A 14,803-nucleotide genomic window follows, 5' to 3' on the forward strand; every position below is an offset into this window, starting at 1 on the left:
GGGTGCCGGTCGCTTGCACCGCAGCCCGCGGAACTCTATTAGCTGTTTCGCCGCCACGGCGGGATACACCCGCTTGTTACAGCTGCGGCCGGGCCGGGCATGTTTCGAAATTCGATCAGGCAGAAGATCGTCGGCATCGCCACGGGGCTCATCATCCTCGCGGTGATCACCTCGCTGCTGTCGATGGTGATGGCGGGTCAGGTCGGCCATCTCCTCGACGAGCTCACCAACCGCTACATCCCCGCCTACGGCCATCTCGCCCGCGTCAACATCCGCGCGCTGGAGCGGTCTTTGGCGATGCGACGCATGATGATGGCGAAGATGCAGGCGCCCGGCGAAGAGAGCGGCTACGACAGCGCGCGCAAGACCTTCGACGAGATCGAGCCGCTGATCAAGCGCGAGGCGGATGCCGCGCGGGTGCTGATCGACGCGATCATCGCCGATCCCTCGACCCCCTCCGACAATGCCGCGCTCGGACGTCTCGATGACCGCATCGACAATGCCGTCAACGACCTCCTGATGCGCTTGAACGCGGAGAACAAGACGCTGCTCGAGCAGCTCGACGCCAAGGACTTTACGGCCGCGCGCCAGACCACGCTCCGCGCCGACGCCCTGCGCGACGAGTTCAACAGCCGGATCGAGGGCATCCGAGCCGACATGCTGGCGCAGGTTGGCTCGGCGGCGGCCAAGGTGATGTCCGCCCAGCAACGGGCGATCATCATCTCCGGCGTCGTCACCGCGATTGCCGCGATCCTCGGCTTCGTGTTCGCAATGCTGGTCGGCAGCGGCATCACACGCCCGGTGATGCGCCTGCTGGAGGGCACCCGCGAGGTCGAGGCCGGCCGCCTCGACGGCGCCATCGCCATCACGACCCAGGACGAGATCGGCCAGCTCTCCGCCGCCTTCAACCGCATGATCGAGACGCTGCGCCACAACCAGCGCATCCGCGAGACCTTTGGCCGCTACATCAATCCGCGGATCGCGGAGGGTCTGCTCGAACAGCCGGCGATCGCCGCCACCGAAGGACAGCGCCGCATCATGACGGTGATGTTCTGCGACATGAAGGGCTTCACCAGCCTGAGCGAAGGCGTGACGCCAAGCGGCCTCGTCAAGATCATGAACCTCTATCTGTCGACGATGTCCGCGCCGGTCCATGCGCATCGCGGCATCATCGACAAGTATATCGGCGACGCCATCATGGCTTATTGGGGAGCCCCCTTCGTCGAGGAGGCCGAGCAGACCCATCTGGCCGCGCTTGCCGCCATCGACATGATCGGCCAGGTCAGCCAGCTGCGCAAGGATCTGCCCGAACTGCTCGGCGTGCGCGCGATCCCGACCGACTGCGATATCCGGATCGGGATCGCCACCGGCGAGGCGCTGGTCGGCAGCATCGGCTCCGAGTTCATGATGAGCTACACGGTGCTCGGCGATACCGTGAACCTCGCCTCGCGGCTCGAAGGCGCCAACAAGTTCTACGGCAGTCGCAGCCTGATCTCGGAGGCCACCGCCACAGCCTGCGCCGCGACTATCGAGCTGCGCGAGATCGACCGTCTCGTCGTGATGGGCCAGAGCCAGCCGGTCGCAGTGTTCGAGATCATCGGCAAGAAGGACGAGCTGACGCCGGCGCAGACCGAGTTGCGACAGCACTACGCGGATGGTCTTGCCGCCTATCGCGAGCGGCGCTGGGATGACGCCGAGCAAGCTTTCACTGCCGCGCTGGCTGCGGTGCCGGGCGATGGGCCGTCGATCGCCATGAAGACGCGTGTCGCAGGCTTCATGCAAAATCCGCCGGCCGCGGATTGGGACGGCGCCTGGCATATGGAGCAGAAGTAGCGACGGTTGTCGCCCGCATGAGCCGACGGGTCGCGCGAATGCGCACCCGATCACAGGCTCCGCGATATGCGGCGAAGAGAGACCCCGGATATCGCTACGCTCATCCGGGCTACACGCGTTGACGCTGGCTCGCCCTTCGCACAGACCTCGCACGACCGGCGCAATTCTAACACCGATGTTAGTTTCGACTCCGCCGTTCGATGGTGCGAACAACACACTCGGCCGGCACCCACGTGCGGGCGCGACGTCCTGAAGCGACAGTGCGATTGCCGCATCGGCTGTCACGGACAATCTTTCAGAACGAGCGGAATGTCTCCCGCGATCGGGAGTTAGTGCTTCTGAACAACGACTGTCCACGTCGAATCGGGAGGTGTGCATGATCAAGTCACCGATGAAGCTCGCAATGCTTGCGGCATTTCTGACAGCGCCGATCATCCTGTTTCCGCCGCAGACTGCCGTCGCGGCCGGCGGAGGTGGTGGAGGCGGAGGCGGCGGCGGAAATCCCTACGGATCGAGCTACGACACGCCGGCGCCGTCCTATCCTCAGGATAAAGGCCGGAAGAACACGCACCGGGCCAAGAAGCCGACCAAGCAATCCGGCTTCGACGATCCGGCATTCCGCGACGCCTATCGCGCGGCCTATGCGACGATCTACGAACGCAACGACTACGCCGCCGCGATTGATCAGCTGCACGCGCTCGGCCGCGACGATCATCCGAACGTCGCCAATCTGATCGGCTATTCCTATCGCAAGCTCGGCGACTACAAGCAGTCGCAAGTCTGGTACGAGCGCGCGCTGAAGGCCGATCCGAACCACGTGCTGACGTGGAACTATTACGGCCTCTGGCAGATCGAACAGGGCAACCGCGATCAGGCGCAATACCACCTGAGCCGCATCGCCGAGATCTGTGGCACCGGCTGCGAGGAGTATCGCACGCTGGCGGCGGCGCTGGAGAAGCCGCCGGGCACGAATCTGGTCTACTGAGCGCGCCGGCGTGTAGCATGTAGCCCGCATGAGCCAACGGGTCGCGCGAAGTGCGCGCCCGATGACAGGCTGCACGACATGCGGGGAAGGACCGCCCCGGATGTCGCTGGCGCTCATCCGGGCTACCAGTTGCGGCGGACACGCCGCTTGTGCGCGGACATCCGCGTGTCCGGTTTTGCGGAATTGCGCCATTTCGATTGATGTCTTCGCCGGCTAGCTTCCGCGCGATCCAACGGATACGTCGAGACACTGACACGCCCGCCGAGCGCGATTCGCCTCGCCGCACACCATCCGCTATCGTGGCCCGCGAACCACACGCGAGGACACCATGCCCGAACTGATCGATATTGGCGCGCTGCGGCTCAAATTCCTTGAGAGCAAGGACACGACCGGCGGCAGCATTGACCTGTTCGAGATGACGCTGGCGCCGAATGCACGAATGCCGATCCCGCATTATCACGAGAGCTGGGACGAGACGATCTACGGCCTGTCCGGCGTCTCGACCTGGCGGGTCGACGGCAAGGACATCGACCTCGCTCCCGGCGAGACCGTCTTCATCAGGCGCGGCGTCGTGCACGGTTTCACCAACCGCTCGAACGGACCTGCGACCTGCCTGTGCCTGCTGAGCCCCGGTGCGCTGGGCCCACAATACTTCAAGGAGATGGCCGCGCTGATGGCCGGCGGCGCCCCCGATCCGGCGAAGATGAAGGAAACGATGCTGCGCTACGGCCTGGTGCCCGTGGCCGGGTAACATGTGGATTATTCGCTTCGCTGGGGCCACCCCACCCTCTGTCATCTGATTGTCATGAATTGTGCCGACAGGTTCGGCTGACGAGTTTCGGGGACACGCATGGACTATTTCAAACGCTTCAACTTCCTGTTCGCCGCGCCGGTGTTCGAGGCCGACGACCTCGAGGGCATCCGCTTCAACCAGATCATCGCCGAGATCGAGCGCTCCGGCTTCGAGGTGGTGCGCGCCCGCAAGCTGGAAGACGCCGAGATCGCGGTGCAGACCGATGCCGCGATCGGCTGCATGGTGGTCGACTGGGGCAAGAAGGGACTTGAAGGCAAGACCGCGGCGCTGATCAACCTGATGCGCCGGCGCGGCCTCGACTTCCCGATCATCCTGCTGATCCGCCGCAAGCGGTTCGAGGATCTGCCGGTCGAGGTGCTCGACTTCATCGACGGCTATGTGTTCCTGTCCGAGGAAACCCCGCCCTTCATCGCCAAGAACCTGATCTCCAGGCTCAAGCAGTATGCCGAGAACCTGAAGACGCCGTTCTTTGGCGCCCTGGTCGACTATGCCGAGGAAGGCAACCAACTCTGGACCTGCCCGGGCCATAATGGGGGCGTGTTCTACAGCCGCAGCCCGATCGGCCGCGTGTTCGTCGAACATCTCGGCGAAGCCGTGTTCCGCGACGACCTCGACAATTCCGTGCTCGACCTTGGCGACCTGCTCACCCATGAGGGGCCGGCGCTGAAGGCGCAGAAGGAGGCGGCGCGGATCTTCGGCGCCGAGAAGACCTATTTCGTGCTCAACGGCACCTCGACCTCCAACAAGGTCGCGCTGGGATCGCTGGTCACCGACGGCGACCTCGTGCTGTTCGACCGCAACAACCACAAGGCCGCGCATCACGGCGCGCTTTTGATCGGCGGCGGCATCCCGGTCTATGTGCCGACGGTGCGCAACGCCTGGGGCCTGATCGGCCCGATGCGCTGGGACCTGCTCGACGAGGGGAGCTTGCGCGACCACATCCGCAAGCACCCGCTGGTCAAGGACGAGGACGCCTGGAAGAAGGAACGCCCGTTCCGCGTCGCCGTGGTCGAGCAGTGCACCTATGACGGCACCATCCACTCTGCGGAGATGATCCTGAAGCGGATCGGCCATCTCTGCGACTACATCCTGTTCGACGAGGCCTGGGCCGGCTTCATGAAATTCCACCCGATCTATTCCGGGCGCTTCGCGATGGGGCTGTCGGATCTCGGCCCCGAGGCACCCGGCATCATCGCCACCCAATCGACCCACAAGCAGCTCGCGAGCTTCTCGCAGGCCTCGCAGATCCACATCCGCGACCGCCACATCAAGGGCCAGAAGCGCCGCGTCGAGCATCGCCGCTTCAACGAAAGCTTCATGCAGCACGCCTCGACCTCGCCGTTCTATCCCATCTTCGCCTCGCTCGACGTCGGCGCGCAGATGATGAAGGGCCGCTCCGGCGAAGTGTTGTGGGACGATACGATCCGGCTCGGCATCGAGCTGCGCAAGAAGATCCGTGCCGTCAAGCGCGAGTTCGAGGAGAAGGAGACGCGCGCGGAGCGGCGCTGGTTCTTCGAACCTTTCGTGCCCGATCGCGTCATGATCCCGGACGTCGCGCGCGAGAACGGCGTGCACAATGTCGCCTGGGAGACGATCTCGACCGATCAGCTTGCGACCAATCCGTCCTACTGGCAGCTCAACCCCGGCGAGGCGTGGCACGGCTTCCCCGAGCTGACGGCGGGCTTTGCCATGACCGACCCCAACAAGCTCACATTGCTGACGCCCGGCTTTGACCATGCCACCGGTGCCTATGCCGACCACGGCATCCCTGCCCCCGTGGTGGCGCAATATCTCCGCGAGAACCGCATCGTTGCCGAGAAGAACGACCTCAACTCGCTGCTCTTCCTGCTCACGCCTGGTGTCGAGGCCAGCAAGGCCGGCACGCTGGTGTCCGGGCTCGTCGCCTTCAAGAAGCTGCACGACGACAACGCGCTGGTCGAGGACGTCATCCCCGAATTTTTCCGTCGCCGCCCCCAACGCTACACCGGGGTTCGGCTGCGCGACCTCTGCGGCGACATGCACCGTTTCTTCCGGGACGGCGGCGTCAGCACGCTGCAGGCCAAGCAATTCCTGCCCGAACATCTCCCCGAGATCGCGATGTCGCCGCGCGAGGCGGCGCAATATCTGATCCGCAACGACGTCGACTACCTGCCGATCGACCAGATTTTCGGCCGCATCGCCGCGACGCCGTTCGTGGTCTACCCGCCCGGCATTGCCACCATCGTGCCCGGCGAGCGGCTGTCGGAACGCAGCAAGCCGATGATCGATTACTTGCGGATGTTCGAGGCGAGCTTCAACGCGTTTCCGGGCTTCGAGGTCGAGGTCCAGGGCATCTACAAGGAGATCGACGATTCCGGCCGCGTCCGCTTCTACACCTATGTCGTGTCCGAATAGGCGAACGGACGCAGCGCAATGGAGAATGATCACAAGATCACCGTCCGTCCCTCGCGCGACAGCGACGTCGACGCGATGCTGTCGATCTATCGGCACCATATCCGCCATGGCATCGACGAGAGCGTCGACGATACCGGCACGCCCGAGCCCGACGATCTGCGCGACCGCCGCAAGAATCTGCGCAACACCCGCCTGCCGCATCTGGTCGCCGTGTGCGACGGCGAGGTGGTCGGCTACGCCTATGTCGTGCAGTTCCGCAAGCGCCCGGCCTATCGCTACACGGTGAAGCATTCGATCTATGTGCATCATCGATTCACCGGCAAGGGCGTCGGCGGGCGGCTGCTGCAGGAATTGGTCGACACCTGTGCCGCGGCCGGCTTCCGCCAGATGATCGGCTACATCGACGCTGACAACGCCGCTTCGCTGGCACTGCACGACCGCTTCGGCTTCGTCCGCGTCGGGCACTTGCCGGGTGTCGCCTATCGCTACGGCCGCTGGTCCGACACCGTGATGGTGCAGCGCTCGCTCGCCGCCGGCGCCACCGCACCGCCCCCGCCCGCACCGCTGTCGCGAAGGTGATGGGGACAAGGCTTTATCAGCGTCATTGCGAGCGAAGCGAAGCAATCCATTCTTCGGCATATGCGGGGCGATGGATTGCTTCGTCGCTTTCGCTCCTCGCAGTGACGGGGATGGCTCGGTTTACATTTCAAACAGCGATGTCATCACCCGCGCATGCGGGTGATCCAGTATTCCAGAGAGGTCCGTGCTTGAGCCGAGAGGCCGCGGCGTACTGGATCGCCCGGTCGAGCCGGGCGATGACAGCGTGGGTGGCGATACAGCTTCGCGTTCTCGCGACATGATTTGCCCGAGCTTTGCTCTTCGTTTCGCCTCCTCTTGAACAGAGGGAAAGCCGGGTGCCGATCGCACCCATGGGCTCTGTGCGCGTGAGGGAGGCACTAACGGAAGGGTTCCCTCTCCCCTTGCGGGAGAGGGTTAGGGAGAGGGGTGCCACTTGCCCCGTTGCCGATGGTGGACGAAGACAACACGCGACCCGCCCAGCGCGATGGCTGAAGGAACGCCACTCAATCTCTAACACCGCATTCGGGCCCCCCTCTCCCCACCCTCTCCCGCAAGGGGAGAGGGAGCCCGAGATGCGTGCTCACCTCACCTTCATGGCAAAGCGATACAGTTCAGCGGTCCACGCTTTGCGTGGACCGCTAGCCACGGACTGCATGCGAACAAGCCGCCTATTCCAGCGTGAAGCCGACCCGCAGCGTCACCTGATAGTGCCGGACCTTGTTGTCTTCGATATGGCCGCGCGTCTGCACCACCTCGAACCATTTCATCTCGCGGATCGTCTTCGACGCGCGGGTGACGGCGTTCTCGATCGCTGCCTCGATGCTCTTGTCCGATGATCCGACCAGTTCCAGGATTTTGTAGGTGTGATCCATGTCGTGCGTGGTGGGCATGTCGACCTCCTTGGGTGGATGCGCGATCCGGACAATCTGCTCTCCGATCCGGACAGTCCGTTGTCCGATGCGGACCTCTCGTCGTCAAACCGACGAATGCTGCGCGGCAACACATCGATTGATTTGAATCAACGTCTCCGGTCGGCTTTGGTGCCACCATGCATTTCGTGCCACCCCGGGCACCTGACCTTGTCCGCGCCTTCACCTATGGTAGCATGGTTTTGGTTCAGCATTCGGGAGCGATACGATGTCCACCGCCTCCAGCTCACCCGCTACACCTCCTCACAGCCTCGGATCCGGGCTTGCCAACCTTCGCGCGAAGTGGGGCTGGATCGTCGCCCTCGGCGTGATCTATCTGATCGCAGGCGTGCTCGCCTTCGGCAGCGTATTCTTCGCCACCGTCGTCAGCGTGCTGTTCGTCGGCATCATGATGATCGTCGCGGGCGCCACCGAGATCGTCAACGCGTTCCAGTTCAAATCGTGGGGCAAGTTCCTGTTCTGGCTGCTGCTCGGCGCGCTCTATGTCGTGGCGGGCTTCATCACCTTCGAGAACCCCCTGCTCGCCGCGGCGACGCTGACGCTGTTCCTCGGCATCGCGCTGGTCGTCTCCGGCATCGTCCGCATCTTCCTCGCCTTCGGCATGAACTCGGCGGCGCCGTGGGGAATGGTCGCGATCTCCGGCCTGATCACGCTGGTGCTCGGCGCCATGATCCTGGCGCGCTGGCCGGTGTCGAGCCTTTACGTGCTCGGCATCTTCCTCAGCGTCGATTTGATCTGCGCCGGCGTCAGCTGGATCAGCATGGGCATGGCGCTGAAGAGCAGGACGTAGGCACCCTCTTCGCGTCAGATCTTAGGACGGGTTGGCGATAGCGTAACCCGCCACAAAATCTCACGCGCGGAGAGAGGGCGGGTTACGCTTGCGCTAACCCGCCCGACGAACCTGCAAAAATCCTCAGGGCTGCGCGAGGTGCCAGGCGCCGTTGAGAAAGCCGTCGCCGGTGATGTCGCCGGCCTTCTGGTCCTTGGCGAAGGTATAGAGCGGCTTGCCCTTGTAGGCCCACTGCTTGGAGCCGTCGTCACGCGAGATGATGGTGTAGCCACCTTCGGCCTTGTCGCTGGCTTCCGCCTTCAGCACCGGCCAATTGGCCGCGCACGGGCCGTTGCAGGCCGACTTGCCGTCAGCGTCCTTGTCGAAGGTGTAGAGCGTCATCCCCTTGGCGTCGGTCAGCACCGAGCCCTTTGCCGTCGTGCCGGTCTTGGTCGGCGGCGCGGCAAAGGCGGCGGACGCGAGCGCGAACGACATGGCGGTGGCGAGTGCGAGCGAGATCGATGTCTTCATGATGTCTCCTTTTCGAATGCAAATGGCTTGCATGCGTAAGGACGCCCGACGCCGCACCATATTCCGCTTGCGGTGCGCGAAGAATTTTCGGCCGCGCGAAGGACGTGAGCGGAATAAAGCCGAGAGCGCGTGCCGATACCGCTAGCTTCCTGTTTGACGCGTTTTCTTCACGCGAACCGGTATCCACTTCGCTCGAAAACGCTCTACCGCCTGATCTCCTCGGCGGCGCGCACCAGCGGGCGGTCGGAGAGCTGGATCGGGCCGGAGAACGGCGTGCTCATTTCGAGGATCAGGTAGATCGCGGCCGAGATCAGCGCCGCGGCGGCGATGTAGGTCGCGATCACCACAGCGTTGCGCGGCGCGCGGAAGCCGAGCGTCGCGAACATCAGTGTCAGCCACCCGACCAGGATGCAGATCAGCGGCGACGGGAACGAACCGTCGGACTGCTCGACGAAGGTCCAGCGCTGCTGCACCGCCTGCCGGTAGACCGACCTTGCGTCGTTCCACAGCGCGACCTTCTGCTCGTCGTCGAAGCGCAGCTCGCGGAGGCTGGTGCCGACCTCGTCGAGCAGATGTTCGGACACCTCGCTCGCCCGCGAGATCGGCACGTCCTTGAGCACCTGCTCGACATAGGCGAGCAGCCGGCGGCGCGGCTCGTCGGCGCTGGGGCCGAGCGGCCGCAGGCCACGGTCGAGCAGGATGATGTCGGTGGCGAACACATGCAGGTTGCGGTCGACCGCCACATAGGTGTTGGCGGCGCTGTTCATCATCAGCCCGAGCAGCAGCGACGGCATGGTGACGAACAGCGTCGCGACCAGACGCACCGAGGTGTTGGTCTCGTCGCTGCGATGATGGTCCTTGAGCCGGGCATGGATCGCCATGGTCCCAAGCGCGGCGCCGCTCAACAGCATGAAAATCAGGATAGCGACGACGACTGCAACCACGGCTTGCAAAGACCTGCGAGAGAATCAGTCAGCAGGATAGCAAGTGACGGGCGGCGGCGCATGTCCGGTTGACTGGCCTTGTTGACTAACCTTGCCCACACGCTATCCAGTCCAGACCGGTTTTTGGCGCGCCGGTCGCGCCTGGGCGGAGCGCAAGGGCGCCCTGGGAGAGCAACACGTGCATATTGTCGACGACAACGAGGTCAACCGCGTCCTGACCTTTCCGATCCTGATCGAGGCGATCGAGGCCGCGCACCGGCGGCCGAAGATAGCGGTAAGGGACGGCTATCTCGGCGACGACAAGGGCCAGCAGCTGGTCACCCGCAGCGCGGTCGATGCCGGCCGCTTCATGATGACCAAGCTGTACACCAGCTTTCCGGGCAACCTCGCGCATGGCAAACTGCCGACCGTGCAGGCGGTCTGCGTGCTGTTCGACGGCGATGACGGGCGGCCGCTCGCGGTGATGGACGCCGCCGAGATCACCCATTGGAAGACCGCCGCGGATTCCGCGCTGGGGGCCAAACATCTCGCCCGGCCCGATGCCGAGACGCTGCTGGTTGTCGGCGCCGGCGAGATGGCGCACTGGCTGGTGCGCGGGCACCGCACGGTGCGGCCGCAGCTGAAGCGGGTGCGGATCTGGAACCGGACCGTGGAGCGCGCGCAAGAGCTGGCGACGCTGCTGGAGGCCGACGGCATCGCCGCCGATGTTGTCACCGACCTCGACGCCGCAACTCGCGAGGCCGACATCATCACCACCTGCACCCGTTCGCGCGAGCCGCTGGTCAAGGGCGCCAATTTGCGGCCCGGCACCCATCTCGATCTGGTCGGCGGCTTTACCCCGGAGACCCGGGAATCCGACGACGAGGCGGCGCGCCGTTCACGCGTGTTCGTCGACCGTCGGGAGTCCGCCTTCGACGGCGTCGGCGACATCCTGCAGCCGATCAAGAGCGGCGCGATCAAGGAGAGCGACGTGCTCGGCGACCACTACGACCTCGCGAGCGGTGCGGTCAAAGGCCGGCTCTTAGCCGACGACATCACCTTCTTCAAGAACGCCGGCGGCGGGCATCTGGATTTGATGACCTGCGAGACGGTGTTTCGTCAGTTGGGGAAGGAGTTGCGGTAAGCATCGCTGCCGTAGGGCAGGTTAGCGAAGCGTAACCCGCCGCAACTCGACGTAACGGAGCAATGGCGGGTTATGGCTTCGCCTAACCCGCCCTACACTCCTACGTCTCCCGCAACCAGATCTCACCGATCGAATGGTCGGCGCGCTTGCGCAGCACGACATCGGCGCGGGTCCGCGTCGGGTGGATGTTCTCGCGCAGATTGGCGCGGTGATGCTCGCGCCACAGCCGCTCCGCGACCTCGCGCGCGTCGCCGGGCGGCAGGTCCCGGTAATGGTGGAAATAGGAGGCGGGGTTCCGGAACGCCGTCGGCTGCAATCTGAGGAAGCGCTCGACATACCAGGTCTGGATGTCGGCCTCGTCGGCATCGAGGTAGATCGAGAAGTCGAAGAAATCCGACACCACCACCGGCGCCGTACCGCGCGCCAGCAGCACATTGAGGCCCTCGAACACCAGGATGTCCGGCTGCTGGATGACCTGACGTTCCGACGGCACGATATCGCCGATCAGATGCGAGTAGAGGGGCAGCTCGAGCTCGCGTTCGCCCGCTTTGACGGCAGCGAGAAACCGCAGCATCCGCGGCAGGTCGTAACTCTCGGGAAAGCCCTTGCGCCGCATCAGGCCGCGTTCCTCCAGCACGGCGTTGGCATGCAGGAAGCCGTCGGTGGTCACCAGCTCGACCCGCGGATGATCCGCCCAGCGCGCCAGCAGCGCGCACAGCACGCGGGCAAAGGTGCTCTTGCCGACGCCGACGCTGCCGGCCAGCGCGACAATGTAGGGCGAAGCGCGCGCCGGCCGGCCGAGAAACTCCGCCTTGACCTGCGCGAGGTTGCGCGCCGCCGCGAAATGCAGGTTCAAGAGGCGGGTGAGCGGCAGATAGACATCGGCAACTTCGGCAGCATTGATCGGCTCGTTCAAGCCGCGCAGCGCCGCGAGATCAGCGTCCGACAGCGTCAGCGACGTGCTGGCGCGCAAGGCCGCCCAATCGCCGCGGCCGAACACCATATAGGCGGAGAGCTCGTCGGGGTGGGCCATTCTCATCCGTTCAGGGTGAGCTTGATGCATCCCGGCGATCTTGCCGAGGCGAAGCCGGAGACGTCAATGGCCGTTGTTCGGAACGGAATCGTAGGGCGGGTTACGGTTAGCGTAACCCGCCCTACGCTCCCTACTCCGCGGCCTGCTGCGTCGGCGCATCGAGTGCCGCCGAGACTTTCGGTGGCGACATCGGCAGGCTGTAGAAGCGTTTGCCCAGCGCGTTGTGCACGGCGTTGGCGACGGCGGCCATCACCGGCACCAGCGGCACTTCGCCGACGCCCTTGACGCCCTGCGGATGCTTCGGGTTCGGCACCTCGACGAGTGCGCAATCGAGCATCGGCAAGTCGGAGCAGACGGGCATGCGATAATCGAGGAAGCCCGGATTATCGACCTTGCCGTCCTTGTTGTAGATGTACTCCTCGTTCAGCGCCCAGCCGATGCCCTGCGCGACGCCGCCTTGCAGCTGGCCCTCGACATAGCTCGGATGCACGGCGCGGCCGACATCCTGCACGGCGGTGTAGCGGATCACCCTGACGATGCCGAGATCGACATCGACCTCGACGTCGCAGATATGCGTGCCGAAGCCGCCTTCGGCTCCTTGCGTGTTGAGCTGCACGCTGGCGCCGATCGGGCCGCCCTGCGACGGCGCCTTCTCGGCAAGATCCGCGAGCGTCAACGGCTCGAACTGGCCGGCATTCGGGCTCACCGGATGCGCGGCGCCGTTCTCCCACTTCACGGCTTCAGGATCGATCTCCCAGATTTTTGCCGCGCGCTCGCGCAAGGTCGCGATCACCTTGTCGGCTGCCTGCGTCACCACCATTGCGGAGGCAAACAGCACGCGGCTGCCGCCGGTGAGGTTGGAGAAGCCGACCGTCTGGGTGTCGCCGATGATGACGGAGATCCGCTTGTAGTCGATGCCGAGCAGCTCGGCGCAGATGTTGGCGATACCGGCGCGCGAGCCGCCGATATCGGGATGCCCCGTCGTGACGACGACGTTGCCGTCCTCGGTGATGTTGACCTGCGCGGAGGACTCGCCGCCGGCATTAAACCAGAAGCCGCTCGCGACACCCCTGCCCTGATATTTGCCGAGCGGCGCGGCGTAATGCGGATGGTTCCTGGCGGCTTCCAGCGTCTCGATATAGCCGATGCGCGGGAACACCGGGCCGTGCGCCGCCTTGGTGCCTTCCTTCGCCGCGTTCTTCAGCCGCAGCTCCAGCGGATCCATCTTCAGCGCCTCGGCAAGCTCGTCGAGCACGCATTCCACCGCATAGGCGCCGATCGGCGCGCCTGGCGCGCGATAGGCCGCGACCTTGGAGCGGTTGGAGCAGACGTCAAACCCTTCCGACAGCACATGCGGAATTTCGTAGGGCGCAAAGCTGCAACCGACCGCGCCGCGGATCGGCGAGCCCGGGAAGGCGCCGGCCTGCAGGTAGAAGCTGCCGTGGGCGGCGACGATGGTGCCATCCTTGTTCGCGCCGATCCTGACCGTGCTCTTGGAGCCCGAGGTCGGTCCGGTGGCGCGCATCACCTCCTCGCGCGTCATCACCATCTTGACCGGGCGGCCGGACTTCTTGGCAAGCATTGTCGCGAGCGGCTCGAGATAGACGATGGTCTTGCCGCCAAAACCGCCGCCGATCTCGGCGGGGATGGCGCGGATATCGTTCTGCGGGATGCCGGTCAGCATCGAGGTCATCGCACGCACCATGAACTGGCCCTGGCTCGACGACCAGATCGTGGTCTTGCCGTCGGCGGCAACCGAGATCAGGCAGGCATGGGGCTCGATATAGCCCTGGTGCACCGGGCGCGTGGTGAAGGAGCGCTCGATCACAACATCGGCGTCCTTGAAGCCTTGCGCGATATCGCCCTTTTTGGATTCGATCCGGCCCATGATGTTCGAGGGCTTGCCGTCGAATTTGTTGAACTCGTGCAGGATCGGCGCATCAGGCTTCATCGCGTCGTCGATCTCGATCGCCCAGGGCAACACCTCGTAATCGACCTCGATCAGCTGGCAGGCTTCGGCTGCGATCGCTTCCGTGGTCGCGGCGACGGCGGCGACGGGATGGCCGGGGAACAGCGCCTTGTCGCGCGCCATCACGTTGCGGCACATCCAGCGCATGTCCTGGATGCCGAGCATCACGGCGCCCTTCTCGATTCCGAAGTCGACGATGTCGCGCGAGGTGACGACCGCCTTGACGCCGGGTAGCCGCTCCGCCTTCGCGGTGTTGATCGACCTGATCCGGGCATGCGGATGCGGGCTGCGCAGCACCTTGCCCCAGATCATGCCGGGCATGGTGGTGTCGGCCGCAAACGCCGCGCGGCCCGTCACCTTGTCGACGCCATCGGGCCTGATGGTGCGCTGGCCGATCCATTTGTTGTTGACGACGTTCATCGAGCAGTCTCCCGCATTTCAGCCGCGGTCTCCATCACCGCGCGGACGATCTTGTCGTAACCGGTGCACCGGCAGAGATTGCCGGCAAGCCAGAAGCGGACTTCGTCTTCGGTTGGATTGGAATTCCTGGCGAGCAGCGCCTCGGAGGCGACCAGCATCCCCGAGGTGCAGATGCCGCACTGGAGCGCGGCATGCTCGAGGAATTTCTGCTGCAGGGGATGCAGCTCGCCGCCCTTGGCCATGCCCTCGATGGTCCTGATTTCATGGCCCTCGGCCTCGGCCGCGAGCATCAGGCAGGAGCAGACCAGGCGGCCGTCGAGCGTAATCGAGCAGGCGCCGCAATCGCCGGAGGCGCAGCCCTCCTTGGAGCCGGTCAGCGCCAATTGCCCGCGCAAGGCGTCGAGCATGGTCTCATAGGGCTCGCACAGGAATTCGACCGGCTCGCCGTTGACCGAGGTGGTGACGTGCAGTTTCGCCATG

General features: G+C 64.8%; 13 protein-coding genes. 7 read left to right on the forward strand and 6 right to left on the reverse strand.

Going from position 1 to position 14,803, the window contains the following annotated elements; genetic code table 11:
- Positions 1–99: 99 nt before the first annotated feature.
- The 5 genes from G6P99_RS29415 (at position 100) to G6P99_RS29435 (ending at position 6,605) form a co-directional block, all read left to right on the forward strand.
- The gene (locus G6P99_RS29415) at positions 100–1,833 is read left to right on the forward strand and encodes an adenylate/guanylate cyclase domain-containing protein (protein ID WP_165124374.1); all 1,734 of its coding nucleotides are present in this window, start codon (positions 100–102) and stop codon (positions 1,831–1,833) included.
- A gap of 376 nt (positions 1,834–2,209) precedes the next feature.
- Complete coding sequence (locus tag G6P99_RS29420) at positions 2,210–2,818, forward strand: tetratricopeptide repeat protein (RefSeq protein WP_029080116.1); 609 nt, start codon at positions 2,210–2,212, stop codon at positions 2,816–2,818.
- Between the two features lie 328 nt (positions 2,819–3,146).
- Positions 3,147–3,569 (forward strand): cupin domain-containing protein, encoded by a 423-nt coding sequence (locus tag G6P99_RS29425; protein ID WP_029080115.1) that lies wholly within the window; start codon positions 3,147–3,149, stop codon positions 3,567–3,569.
- 99 nt (positions 3,570–3,668) lie between these two features.
- Positions 3,669–6,026 (forward strand): Orn/Lys/Arg decarboxylase N-terminal domain-containing protein, encoded by a 2,358-nt coding sequence (locus tag G6P99_RS29430; protein WP_029080114.1) that lies wholly within the window; start codon positions 3,669–3,671, stop codon positions 6,024–6,026.
- An 18-nt stretch (positions 6,027–6,044) separates the two neighbouring features.
- Positions 6,045–6,605: a GNAT family N-acetyltransferase gene (locus G6P99_RS29435; RefSeq protein ID WP_029080113.1), complete on the forward strand. Its 561-nt coding sequence runs from the start codon at positions 6,045–6,047 to the stop codon at positions 6,603–6,605.
- Positions 6,606–7,273: 668 nt separating this feature from the next.
- On the opposite strand, the gene G6P99_RS29440 is transcribed toward G6P99_RS29435, so the two are convergent.
- A complete protein-coding gene (locus G6P99_RS29440; RefSeq protein WP_029080112.1) occupies positions 7,274–7,495 on the reverse strand; it encodes a dodecin in 222 nt (73 codons plus the stop codon).
- Positions 7,496–7,742: 247 nt separating this feature from the next.
- Between G6P99_RS29440 and G6P99_RS29445 the strand changes: the two genes are divergently transcribed.
- The gene (locus G6P99_RS29445) at positions 7,743–8,324 is read left to right on the forward strand and encodes an HdeD family acid-resistance protein (RefSeq protein WP_029080111.1); all 582 of its coding nucleotides are present in this window, start codon (positions 7,743–7,745) and stop codon (positions 8,322–8,324) included.
- A gap of 123 nt (positions 8,325–8,447) precedes the next feature.
- Here G6P99_RS29445 and G6P99_RS29450 read toward each other — a convergent pair whose 3' ends face one another.
- A complete protein-coding gene (locus G6P99_RS29450; RefSeq protein ID WP_029080110.1) occupies positions 8,448–8,834 on the reverse strand; it encodes a hypothetical protein in 387 nt (128 codons plus the stop codon).
- Between the two features lie 203 nt (positions 8,835–9,037).
- Positions 9,038–9,778, reverse strand: a complete 741-nt coding sequence (locus G6P99_RS29455) for a DUF4239 domain-containing protein (RefSeq protein WP_029080109.1) — start codon at positions 9,776–9,778, stop codon at positions 9,038–9,040.
- A gap of 178 nt (positions 9,779–9,956) precedes the next feature.
- On the opposite strand from G6P99_RS29455, the gene G6P99_RS29460 reads away from it, so the two are divergent.
- A complete protein-coding gene (locus tag G6P99_RS29460; RefSeq protein WP_029080108.1) occupies positions 9,957–10,901 on the forward strand; it encodes an ornithine cyclodeaminase family protein in 945 nt (314 codons plus the stop codon).
- 100 nt (positions 10,902–11,001) lie between these two features.
- Here G6P99_RS29460 and coaA read toward each other — a convergent pair whose 3' ends face one another.
- From coaA to G6P99_RS29475, 3 genes are all read right to left on the reverse strand, one after another.
- Entirely contained in the window at positions 11,002–11,934 is a 933-nt protein-coding gene (gene coaA, locus G6P99_RS29465) for a type I pantothenate kinase (protein WP_029080107.1), read from the reverse strand.
- A gap of 130 nt (positions 11,935–12,064) precedes the next feature.
- On the reverse strand, positions 12,065–14,323 hold the full coding sequence (locus G6P99_RS29470; RefSeq protein WP_029080106.1) for a xanthine dehydrogenase family protein molybdopterin-binding subunit: 2,259 nt from the start codon (positions 14,321–14,323) through the stop codon (positions 12,065–12,067).
- Complete coding sequence (locus tag G6P99_RS29475; RefSeq protein ID WP_029080105.1) at positions 14,320–14,802, reverse strand: (2Fe-2S)-binding protein; 483 nt, start codon at positions 14,800–14,802, stop codon at positions 14,320–14,322. Before G6P99_RS29475 ends, G6P99_RS29470 begins: the two co-directional genes overlap by 4 nt.
- Position 14,803 lies beyond the last annotated feature (1 nt).

Source organism: Bradyrhizobium sp. 6(2017), from assembly GCF_011058295.2.
Classification (GTDB): Bacteria; Pseudomonadota; Alphaproteobacteria; order Rhizobiales; family Xanthobacteraceae; genus Bradyrhizobium; species Bradyrhizobium septentrionale.